Source organism: Cellulomonas hominis (genome assembly GCF_005239125.1).
Lineage (GTDB): Bacteria > Actinomycetota > Actinomycetes > Actinomycetales > Cellulomonadaceae > Cellulomonas > Cellulomonas hominis_A.
Map to the genome: position 1 here is coordinate 22,622 of NZ_SZYE01000025.1, position 9,017 is coordinate 31,638.

The window sequence follows — 9,017 nt, forward strand, 5'->3', positions numbered from 1 at the left end:
TCCGACGTCCCGTCGCTCGGCGGGCCTAGCCTGGGCGGGTGAGCGACGCGCTGGACGAGGGACCGTTCTTCCACGGCACGAAGGCCGACCTCCCGGTCGGGGGCCTGCTGACCGCCGGCTTCCGGTCGAACTACCGGCCCGAGATCACCATGAACCACGTCTACTTCACCGCGCTCGTCGACGGTGCGGGTCTCGCCGCCGAGCTCGCCGCCGGGGACGCCGCGCCCCGGGTGTACGAGGTCGAGCCGACCGGGCCCTACGAGGACGACCCGAACGTCACGGACAAGAAGTTCCCGGGCAACCCCACGCGCTCGTACCGCAGCACCGCGCCGCTGCGGGTGGTCCGCGAGGTCGACGACTGGCCCCGGCTGAGCCCGGAGGCGCTGGCGGCGTGGCGCGCGCGGCTGGCGTCGCTGCTGTCCCACGAGCGCGGCGAGATCATCAACTAGCAGGCAGCAGGGGGTCCGGGCCGGTCGCCCGCTCGGTCGCGGCCGGTACGTCGGCAGGACCACGCCCGGTCGCCACCCGCTGACGGGTCGACCTGGCCCGCGTCCCGGGGTCACGATGGCTCATGGCCCACGTCGTCAAGCCGCTCACCCCGGAGACGTTCCCCGCCTGGCTCGCGCTCGCCGAGAAGCACAACGGGGTGTGGGGCGGGTGCTACTGCAGCTACTTCCACGGCGACACCCCGACCACGTCCAAGGCCGAGCACGACGGGCCGGCGTTCAAGCGGCGGCTGGTCGAGGAGGGCGTTGCCCACGCCGCGCTCGTCCTCGACGGCGAGCAGGCGATCGCCTGGTGCCAGTACGGCAGCCCCGAGGAGCTGCCCCGGATCTACCACCGCAAGCAGTACGACGCGGGCGAGTCGCGCCCGGCGCCGTGGCGGATCACGTGCTTCTTCGTCGACCGGGACCACCGGCGCCAGGGAGTGGCGCTCGAGGCGCTCCGCGGGGCGCTCGACCTGATCGCGCAGGCGGGCGGCGGCGAGGTGGTGTCGTTCCCGAACGAGGTCCCACCGGGGCGGCGGACGTCGTCGTCCTTCCTGCACAACGTCACCCGCGGCATGTTCGAGGAGGCCGGGTTCGCGTTCGAGCGGCACATCGGGACGAGCAAGACCGTGATGCGCGCGACGGTGGCGCCCGCCGGGCCGCGCTGACGCCGACCCGCCCGCGGACCTGCCTCGTCCCCGGCCCCCGCCCGGCTAGGGTCGGCGCCGTGAGCGAGCCGCCGGTGACCATGCTCTGGGAGTCCGTCGACGCCGGGGAGGCGCTGGCGCAGCGGTTCGGGCTCGCCGACGGCGCCGCGGCCGCGGCCCACCTGACCGCCGCGCTCGCGGAGCGCTGGGGTCGGCGCACGACGTGCTCCCGGCTGGTCCTCAGCGACCAGAACCTGCTGGCCTGGGTGCACGGCGACGGCGGGTCGTCCGTCGTCAAGGCCTGCGCCACGAGGGTGGCGTTCCCCCGTCTCGGCGCCGTCGCGGAGGTGGTCGCCCGGCTGGGCGGGCTGGGGCTGCCGGTGGCCGCGCCCGTGCCGGCGGTGGACGGGGCGCACCGGGTCGTGGTCGACGGGGCCGTGCCGCTGTCGGTGTTCGTCATGCCGCTGGTCGTGGGTGCACCGCTGGACGCCGGCGACGCCACCGCGCTGCGCGCGACGGGCGCCGCCCTGGCCCGGATGCACACCGCCCTCGCGGGGATCGACCTCGCGCTGCCGGGACCGGTGCCGCCCGCCGTGCTCGGAGCCGACCTGCCGCGCCCCGTCCGGCCGCTGCCGGGCGACGCGCCCGCACGGGCCCGCGCGCCCCGGGCGGCCGCCCGGCTCGACGCCCTGCTGGCGGAGCTGCCGGACCTCGACGTCCCCCCGACGCTCGTGCACGGCGACGTGCGCGGCGCGAACGTCCTCGTCGCCGACGGCCGGGCCGTGCTGCTCGACCACGACAGCATGGGGCTCGGGCACCGCGTGCTCGACCTGGCCCGCGGCGCCGTGACGATCGCGACGCAGTTCCGCAGCTGGGACCCGCCGCCGCCGGGCGCGAGCCGGCAGGTGCTGGACGGCTACCGCGAGCAGGCGGCGCTGACGCCGCTCGCGGAGGGGTGGCTGACGGCCGCCCTGCTGGCGGAGGGGCTGCGCCAGGTCCCGGCGGGTGCCGACCCCGCCGGCTGGGCGGCGGCGGTGGAGCGCGACGCCTGACCGCGTCCGGGCGCCGACGCGCCCGGACGGCCCCGTGCATCCGCGGCCCGGGTCGTAGCCTGCGCCCATGGACGACGACGCCCGCGCCGCCGCGGCCCCGCGCGCACGGGTGCTCGCCGCGTTCGGCTGCACCGGCGAGCCGGAACCCCTCGCCGGGGGCCGCGGGACCGCGTGGCGCTGCGGCGATCTCGTGCTGAAGCCGCTCGACGGCCCTCCCGGCGCCGTCGCGTGGGCCGAGAGGGTGCTGGGCGACGGTGCGCGCCGGTCCGCCGAGGTCCGGTGGACCGCCCCGGTCCGGTCCGTCGGGGGCCGCCTGGTCGTCGACGGCTGGACCGCGTGGACCTGCGTCGAGGGGCGGCACGAGCCGCGACACTGGGTGGAGGCGATCCGCGCGGGCGAGGCGTTCGCCGCCGCGCTGGCCGGGTCGCCGCGGCCGGCGTTCCTCGACGCCCGGTCCGACCCGTGGGCGGTGGCCGACCGGGCGGCCTGGGGGGAGTGCGACGTCCCCGGGGCCGACGACGTCCCGGAGATCCGGGCGCTGCGCGCCGCCCTGCGCCCGGTGGCCCTGCCCGCGCAGGTGGTGCACGGCGACCTGACCGGGAACGTGCTCCTGGCCGCCGGGCTGCCGCCGGCCGTCGTCGACCCGTCCGTGTACTGGCGCCCGGTCGGGTACGGGTCCGCGGTCGTGGTCGTCGACGCGCTGACGTTCGAGGGCGGCACGGTGGACCTCCTGCGCGCCCCGCGCGTCCGCGACGAGCTCCCGCAGCTGCTGCTGCGGGCGGCGCTGTTCCGGCTGCTCACCGACCACCTGACCGGCGCCCCGCCGTCCGCGCGCGCGCCCTGGGGCCCGGTGGTCGCGACCCTCCGCCGCCTCGCGGGTCCGTGAGACGGCCGAGGGCCCGGCGGGCGTCGGTCGTCACCTGCTCCGGGGCAGCGACGCCAGCACGACGCCGCCGCCGACCGCCGCCAGGCCGCCGACCAGCATCGGAGCCGTGACCGCGACGGTGTCCACCAGCACGCCCCCGACCACCGCCCCGAGGGCGATGCCGAGGTTGGACACCGTCACGAGCAGTCCGCCGACCTGCTCGAGGCGGGCGGGCTCCGTGCGCGCGCCCCAGGCGAGGACCGCTGTCGGGACGCCGCCGAAGCCCAGCCCCCACAGGGCCGCGGAGGCGATCAGGCCCGGGACGGACGGCCCGGTGGTGAGCACGGCGAGCATCCCGGCTCCGAGCGCCGCGGGGAACAGGAGCAGGCCCAGCCGGGGAGCCCGGTCCGCGAGCGGGCCGCTGACCGCCGTCCCGACGACGCTCGCGGCGCCGAGCACCAGCAGGACGACGCCGATCACCGCGGGGTCGGCCCCGGACAGGTCCTGCGCGGCCGGGCGGACGTACGTGAAGCCGCCGAAGTGCCCGGTGAACACGAGCAGGACCGCCAGGAGCCCGCCGAGCACCAGGGGCCGACGGGCGACCGCCCCGAGCGCCCCGACCCCCGTCACGGAGCCCGGCGGGATGCGGGGGAGGGTGACCGCCTGCACGACCAGCGCCAGCACGGCGGCGGCCGCGCCGAGCAGGAACACCCCGCGCCAGCCCCAGGCCTCGCCGAGCCAGGTGCCGAGCGGGACGGCGGCGACCGTCGCCAGGGAGACGCCGGAGTTGACCACGGTGAGCGCCCGCCCGACGCGGTCGGCCGGGACGAGGCGGGACGCCACGGCGGCCGCCATCGCCCAGAACCCGCCGAGCGCGACCCCGAGCAGCACGCGCGCTGCCAGCAGCACCGGCAGGTTCGGCGCGACGACGACGACCAGGTCCGACACCGCGGCGAGCAGCGTCAGGCCGATCATGACGCGACGCCGGTCGGCGCGGGGGAGGACGGTGGCGATCGTCAGCGCCGACAGCGCCGCCGCGGCCGCCGTGACGCTCACGGCCTGCCCGGCGTGGCCGGTGGGCACGTCGAGGTCGGCCGCGATCCGGGGCAGCAGGCTGGCGGGCAGGAACTCCGACATGACGATCGCGAAGATCCCCAGCCCGAGCGCGACCACGCCCGCCCAGGACGCGGGGTGGCCCGCCGGCGGGGCGCCGGTCGCCGTCGGCCCGGCCGCGGTGCTCACCACGGCAGCACCCCGTTCTCGTCCTGGAACGTGCCGGTCGGTCCCTCGGGTCCCAGCGTCGCCCACCGGACGACGAACCGCGCCGTCTCCTCGACCGGGCGGCCGACGCCGAACGGCGCCGTCATGTCCGTCGCGGTCGTGCCGGGCTCGATCGCGTTGAACCTGATCCCGGGGTGCGCCTTGGCGTACTGCACCGTCAGCATCGTCGCCGCCGCCTTCGACGCGGAGTACAGCGCCAGCGGCAGCCCGTGCTCGGGGCGGTCGGGGTTGGTCACGGCCCAGAACGACCCGGCGCTGCTCGAGAGGGTGACGACGTTCGGGTGGGCCGAGCGCTGCAGCAGGGGCAGGGCCGCCTCGGCGACCCGGACGATCCCCACGGCGTTCGTGTCGAACGAGTGCAGCGCCGCCGGACCGTCCAGCCCGAGGTCCTGGACGCCGGCGTTGTGCACGAGCACGTCGAGGCGCCCCTCGGCCGCGTCGACCGCCGCGAGCGCCGCGGTCACGGAGGCGTCGTCGGTCACGTCGAGCGGGACGGAGCGCGCGCCGACGGCGGCGGCGGCCCGCCGGCCCCGCTCGGCGTCCCGTGCGCCGATGTACACCGTGTGGCCCAGCACGGCGAGCTGTCGCGCGGTCTCGAGGCCGATGCCCCGGGTCGCGCCGGTGATCAGGGTGACGGTCATGGTGGTCCCTTCGCGCAGGAGGCCCGGATCGGGCCGTCGAGGACGCTAGGACCGGTCGGCGGCGCTGCCCAGGGCCCCGCGGAGCCGGGGGAGCGGCAGGACCCCCCCACGCCGGCGACCGGCGGCCTAGGGTGCTGGCGTGAGCGAATCGACGAACCCGCTGGGCGCCTACCTGCAGGCCCGGCGCGCTCTGGTGACGCCGCGGCAGGTGGGGATCCCGGACGACGGCCGGCGCCGCGTCCCCGGTCTCCGGCGCGAGGAGGTCGCGATGCTGGCGGGGATCAGCGCCGACTACTACCTCCGGCTGGAGCGCGGCCGCGACCGGAACCCGTCGCCGCAGGTGCTCGAGTCGATCGCCCGCGTGCTGGACCTCGACGACGAGCACCGCGCCCACCTGCTCGCCCTCGTCGCGGACGCGCCGCGCCGGCGCCGGCGGCCGCGACCCCGGCAGACCCCGCCGCCCGGCGCGCTGCAGCTGCTGGGCTCCCTGGTGCAGCCGGCGTTCATCGAGGACCGGTACTTCGACATCCTCGCGGCGAACGACCTCGCGACCGCCCTGTCCCCGGGCCTGCGCGTCGGCGGCAACCAGCTGCGCGACTTCTTCCTCGACCCGCAGGAGCAGGCGTTCTACCCCGAGTGGGAGGCCGTCACCGAGTGCTTCGTCGCCAACCTCCGGCAGGCGATCGGCACCGACATCGACGACCCCCGGTTCATCGAGCTCACGGGCGAGCTCGCCCTCGCCAGCCCGCGGTTCCGGCAGCCGTGGGCGCGGCACGAGGTCCGCGGGCAGCGCGGGACCCCGATCCGGATCGACCACCCGCAGGTCGGGTCGATGACGCTCAACCGCGAGCGCCTGGCGATCAGCGGCACCGACGGGCTGATGCTCGTCGTCCACCACGCGGACGCGGGCTCGGACGACGCCGAGAAGCTGGCGGTCCTGGCAGCGGCGGCGCTCCCGGCGGTCGAGCCGGTCCGTGCCCGGGTCGAGGACCGGACCTGACCGCCGCGCGGGTGGTCGCGCCGGTCAGTCGTGCGGCTCGGCGGCGGGCGCCCGGCGCCGCAGCGCGACGGCGGTCGAGCTCGCGAGGTAGGCCAGCCCACCCAGCGTGAACACCGTGGCGGCCGTCGGCGCGATCCAGCCGCCGCCCGGCTCGAGCCACACCCACCGGAGCACGCCCAGCAGCAGCCAGAGGCCGCCGAGGACGAACCCGGGGGTGGGCGTCCGGGTCATCTGCCACCACGGCTTGGTCGTCGCCTGCACGCGCGCCACACTACGGGCGCGGGTCGGTCGCCAGCATGCCCATCAGGACCGAGTCGACCCACGCGCCGTCCCACAGCAGGGTGTGCCGCGCACGGCCCTCGACCTGGAAGCCGATCTTCTCGTAGGAGCGCTGAGCGCCGGGGTTGACGGAGAAGACGTCCAGCGAGATGCGGTGCAGGCCCACATCGTCGAACGCCCAGGCGACGACCGCGCGTCCCGCCTCGGTGCCGTAGCCGCGGCCCCGCACCGCCGGACCGGCCAGGGCGATCCGGTAGTTCATGGCGCGGTCCTCCTCGGCCAGGTCGTTCAGGACCACCTCGCCGAGGTACGCGCCCGCCTCGTCGAGGATCGCGAAGTCGGCCCGGTCGTCCGCTCCGGGCAGCCGCCGCAGGTGCTCGCGCACCTGGTCGCGGGTGAAGGCGCCCCGCGTGCCGGTCAGCCGCATCGCGTCCGCGTCCTCGAGCGACGCCAGCGTGGCGTCCAGGTGGTCGGGGCCGAGCTGGACCAGCTGCAGCCGGTCTGTCCGGAGGGCGGGCTGGGCGGCGAGGGACGAGGTGATCGACACAGCCGCCACCGTAGGGAAGCGGGGGCGACCGGGTCGAGCGGAAATGGCGCGCCCGAGCGGGTCGGCGGCAGCGGCCGCGCTAGCGTCGCGGGATGATCACCGTCGACGAGGCCTACACCCGGCGAGCGGGCGAGTACGTCGACCGGTTCGGCTCCATGACGGCGGTGCACCCGTCGGACCGGCAGCTCGTCGAGACGTGGTCCGACGGGGTGTCCGGCCGGGTCCTCGACGCGGGATGCGGGCCGGGCCACTGGACGGACCACCTCGTCCGTCGCGGGAGGGCGGCCCGGGGGATCGACCTCGTCCCGGCGTTCGTCGAGTCCGCTCGCGCGACCTATCCCGGGGTGGCGTTCGCCGTGGCGAGCATCGACCGGATCGACGAGGACGACGGGGCGCTCGGCGGGGTGCTCTCGTGGTACTCGACGATTCACCACGCCCCGGACCGCATCTCCGTCCCCCTCGCCGAGTTCGCGCGGGTGCTCCGGCCCGGGGGGACGCTCCTCCTGGGGTACTTCGACTCGGAGACGACGGTCCAGCAGTTCGACCACGCGGTGGCCCCCGCGTACCGCTGGCCCGCGAGCGGGCTGCACGCTGCCCTGCAGCGGCACGGGTTCGAGGTGCTGGAGTCCCACCGTCGGACGGGCCGGGGGTACCGGCCGCACGGCGCCGTCGTGTGTCGGCGCGGCGACGGGGAGGCACCCACCACCTGACCGCGTCCGGGCCGGACGCCGGCGAGGGCGTCCGGCGCGGGTGCGTCAGGGCCGCGGCTGCCCGGCGGCCCGGCGCCCGGCCGCGCCGTCGACGGGGGTGAACAGGTTGACGAGGGTGCCGTCGGGGTCCCGCAGGAGGAGCGAGCGGTTGCCCCAGGGCATGTCGGTCGGCTCGTTGACGAACGTGTCCACCACGCCGCGCAGGTCCTGGTACGCCGCGTCGACGTCGTCGACGAGGAAGTCGATCGCCACGCTGCGGTTGGCGCGGGCCTCCGCCGCGTCGTCCCCGAGGAGGGGCACCGTCGCCGTGCTGGCGACCGCGAGCGTGCCCGACGGGGTGCGGATCTCCCCGAACAGCGGGTGGAGCCGCGTGGCGGCGACGCCCGTGACCCGCTCGTAGAAGGCCAGCAGCGCGTCGACGTCGTCGGTGAAGATCCGGGTGGCTGCGAGCTGCATCGTGCTGTCTCCTCGTGGTGCGGCGAACGGGTCGTCGACGACGCTAGAGGCGATACCGGGCGTGATCCGCCCGGTATCGGCGCGATGATGGCTCCCGTGGCTGACCCGACCGCACGCACGCTGCAGCTGCTGGACCTCCTCCAGTCCGCGCACCAGCGCACCGTCGCCGAGCTGGTGGACCGGCTCGGCGTGGACGAGCGCACGGTCCGCCGGGACGTGCGCCGGCTCGCCGAGGCCGGGGTGGACGTCGAGTCCGTGCGCGGGCGGTACGGCGGCTACCGGCTGGCGCCCGGCGCGCGCGTCCTGCCGGTCACGTTCACCGGTGAGGAGGCGGTGGCGGTGGTCCTCGGGCTGGCCCGGGGCGGCACGGCGCCGGCCGGGCAGGACGTCGCGGCGCAGACCGCGCTGGCGAAGGTGCGGCGCGCGATGCGGCGCGAGGACGCGGCGCGGGGCGACGCCGCGCTCGGGGTGATCGCCCGCGGCGAGCCGGACGCGGGGCAGCGCCCCGACCCCGGGGTGGTGCTCACGCTCGCCGACGCCGTGGCGTCCTCCCGGGTGGTCGAGCTGCGCCACCACCGGGACGGGCGCCCGTCGTCGCGGCGGCTGGTCCACCCGTACGGCCTCGTCGCACGGGAGCGCCGGTGGTACCTCGTGGCGTCCGACACGGGCACCGGGGAGGACCGGGCCTTCCGGGTCGACAGGATCCGCTCGGCCCGCTCGCTCGCCGAGACCTTCGCGGAGCCCGGGCCGCGCGACCCGGCGTCCTGGCTGACCGAGCACTTCGCGACGGCGGACTACGCCTGGACCGTCGTGCTGCACGTGCGGGCGACCGAGGACCACATCCGGGCCCATCTCCCGCCGAGCGTCGCCCGGCTCGAGCGGCAGGACGCGGGAACGGGGACGGCCGGGCCGCCGTGGCACCGGGCCGAGATCCACGCCGAGAACCTGGACTGGATCCCCGCGGTCCTCGCCGCGCTCGGGTGCGAGGTGCGGATCGAGGGGCCGGACGAGCTCCGCGACCGGGTGCGGGCGGCCGCGGCCCGGCTGCTGG

At 77.0% G+C, this 9,017-nt stretch carries 12 protein-coding genes; 7 read left to right on the forward strand and 5 right to left on the reverse strand.

All coding sequences use genetic code 11. The annotated features are described in order from the left end of the window. Positions 1-38: 38 nt before the first annotated feature. The 4 genes from arr (at position 39) to FA014_RS05465 (ending at position 3,073) form a co-directional block, all read left to right on the forward strand. Positions 39-449, forward strand: coding sequence for an NAD(+)--rifampin ADP-ribosyltransferase (arr, locus tag FA014_RS05450; RefSeq protein ID WP_154728690.1), 411 nt, complete (start codon positions 39-41; stop codon positions 447-449). Between the two features lie 122 nt (positions 450-571). Beyond that, positions 572-1,156 carry a GNAT family N-acetyltransferase gene (locus FA014_RS05455; protein ID WP_154728691.1) on the forward strand — a complete coding sequence of 195 codons (585 nt, stop codon included), beginning with the start codon at positions 572-574 and terminating at the stop codon, positions 1,154-1,156. 59 nt (positions 1,157-1,215) lie between these two features. After that, positions 1,216-2,187, forward strand: coding sequence for a phosphotransferase enzyme family protein (locus FA014_RS05460; protein ID WP_154728692.1), 972 nt, complete (start codon positions 1,216-1,218; stop codon positions 2,185-2,187). A gap of 67 nt (positions 2,188-2,254) precedes the next feature. Continuing rightward, positions 2,255-3,073 carry a TIGR02569 family protein gene (locus FA014_RS05465; RefSeq protein WP_154728693.1) on the forward strand — a complete coding sequence of 273 codons (819 nt, stop codon included), beginning with the start codon at positions 2,255-2,257 and terminating at the stop codon, positions 3,071-3,073. A 30-nt stretch (positions 3,074-3,103) separates the two neighbouring features. Here FA014_RS05465 and FA014_RS05470 read toward each other — a convergent pair whose 3' ends face one another. Both FA014_RS05470 and FA014_RS05475 read right to left on the reverse strand, forming a co-directional pair. Further along, positions 3,104-4,297, reverse strand: coding sequence for an MFS transporter (locus FA014_RS05470; protein WP_230322896.1), 1,194 nt, complete (start codon positions 4,295-4,297; stop codon positions 3,104-3,106). Continuing rightward, positions 4,291-4,974: an SDR family NAD(P)-dependent oxidoreductase gene (locus FA014_RS05475; RefSeq protein ID WP_154728694.1), complete on the reverse strand. Its 684-nt coding sequence runs from the start codon at positions 4,972-4,974 to the stop codon at positions 4,291-4,293. Before FA014_RS05475 ends, FA014_RS05470 begins: the two co-directional genes overlap by 7 nt. 139 nt (positions 4,975-5,113) lie before the next feature. Here FA014_RS05475 and FA014_RS05480 point away from each other — a divergent pair, with 139 nt between their 5' ends. Beyond that, positions 5,114-5,974: a helix-turn-helix transcriptional regulator gene (locus tag FA014_RS05480; RefSeq protein ID WP_154728695.1), complete on the forward strand. Its 861-nt coding sequence runs from the start codon at positions 5,114-5,116 to the stop codon at positions 5,972-5,974. A gap of 24 nt (positions 5,975-5,998) precedes the next feature. On the opposite strand, the gene FA014_RS05485 is transcribed toward FA014_RS05480, so the two are convergent. Together FA014_RS05485 and FA014_RS05490 are read right to left on the reverse strand one after the other, a co-directional pair. Then, complete coding sequence (locus FA014_RS05485) at positions 5,999-6,235, reverse strand: hypothetical protein (protein WP_154728696.1); 237 nt, start codon at positions 6,233-6,235, stop codon at positions 5,999-6,001. 10 nt (positions 6,236-6,245) lie between these two features. Next, a complete protein-coding gene (locus FA014_RS05490) occupies positions 6,246-6,800 on the reverse strand; it encodes a GNAT family N-acetyltransferase (RefSeq protein WP_195969174.1) in 555 nt (184 codons plus the stop codon). A gap of 92 nt (positions 6,801-6,892) precedes the next feature. On the opposite strand from FA014_RS05490, the gene FA014_RS05495 reads away from it, so the two are divergent. Then, a complete protein-coding gene (locus FA014_RS05495) occupies positions 6,893-7,510 on the forward strand; it encodes a class I SAM-dependent methyltransferase (protein ID WP_154728698.1) in 618 nt (205 codons plus the stop codon). Positions 7,511-7,555: 45 nt separating this feature from the next. On the opposite strand, the gene FA014_RS05500 is transcribed toward FA014_RS05495, so the two are convergent. Further along, positions 7,556-7,966, reverse strand: a complete 411-nt coding sequence (locus FA014_RS05500) for a VOC family protein (RefSeq protein ID WP_154728699.1) — start codon at positions 7,964-7,966, stop codon at positions 7,556-7,558. Positions 7,967-8,062: 96 nt separating this feature from the next. Between FA014_RS05500 and FA014_RS05505 the strand changes: the two genes are divergently transcribed. Next, positions 8,063-9,017, forward strand: a 955-nt coding sequence (locus tag FA014_RS05505; RefSeq protein WP_230322897.1) for a helix-turn-helix transcriptional regulator, incomplete at its 3' end; no start/stop codon positions are given.